Genomic DNA, 895 nt, shown 5'->3' with positions numbered 1-895 from the left:
CTCCAAAGCCCGCGACGCAGCGCCGGCAGGCAGAGCAAGTAGAGGGCAGCGCCTGCAATCCATGCCCACCCGTTCCACGTTGTTATAGAAGCCGCATAGATCGCCGTGAAGAGGAGGGGTCCGACGATCGAGGTCAGGCTGGTGAGCGCCGCCAGTGAGCCTTGCAGCTGCCCCTGACGTTCCTCATCCACCTGCCTGGACAACATTGCTTGCAGCGCCGGCATTCCGATGCCACCCGAAGCAAGCAGGACCATGATCGGGAACGCCATCCATCCCCGTGTCGCGAAGGCAAGCAGGATGTAGCCTGTGCCGTCGGCAATCATTCCGAGCATGAGTGCCCGCCTTTCGCCGAGCCGGGCGGCTACAGGGCCGGTGATCATTGCCTGGGCGAGTGAATGCAGAATGCCAAATGCGGCAAGCGAAATGCCGATCGTGGTCGCGTCCCAGTGAAAGCGATCCTCGCCGAAAATGACCCAAAGCGCGGCCGGCACCTGTCCGACAAGTTGCATGATGAAGAAGACCGCCATCAGGGCGGCGACGACGGTCATGCCCCGGGCCCACCGGAACGAAGCGAGCGGGTTGAGAGCCTCCCGGCGTAACGGCCGGCGTTCGCCTTTGTGCGACTCCGGCAAAAGGAAACAGCCCGTCAGGAAATTGAGGCCGTTCAAGGCTGCCGCGGCGAAGAACGGAGCGTGGGGGGAGAAACCGCCCATCAGCCCACCGAGCACAGGTCCCGCGACCATCCCGAACCCGAAACAGGCGCTCATGAAGCCGAAGTGCCGCGCGCGCTCATCGCCATCAGTGATATCGGCAATATAAGCGCCGGCTACCGCCCCAGTCGCCCCGGTGATGCCGGCCACGATCCGCCCGATATAGAGAACCCAAAGGAAAGGCG

General features: G+C 63.5%; 1 protein-coding gene. It reads right to left on the bottom strand.

The features are described from left to right. On the bottom strand, positions 1–895 hold an 895-nt coding region (locus tag ACJHYO_RS23940; protein WP_089069450.1), incomplete at both ends, for a TCR/Tet family MFS transporter.

It is taken from the genome of Escherichia sp. WS1118 (assembly GCF_046487695.1).
Taxonomy (GTDB): Bacteria; Pseudomonadota; Gammaproteobacteria; order Enterobacterales; family Enterobacteriaceae; genus Escherichia; species Escherichia coli.
The sequence above is the reverse complement of the archived record's forward strand: the minus strand, read 5'-3'. Positions and strand labels throughout refer to the sequence as shown.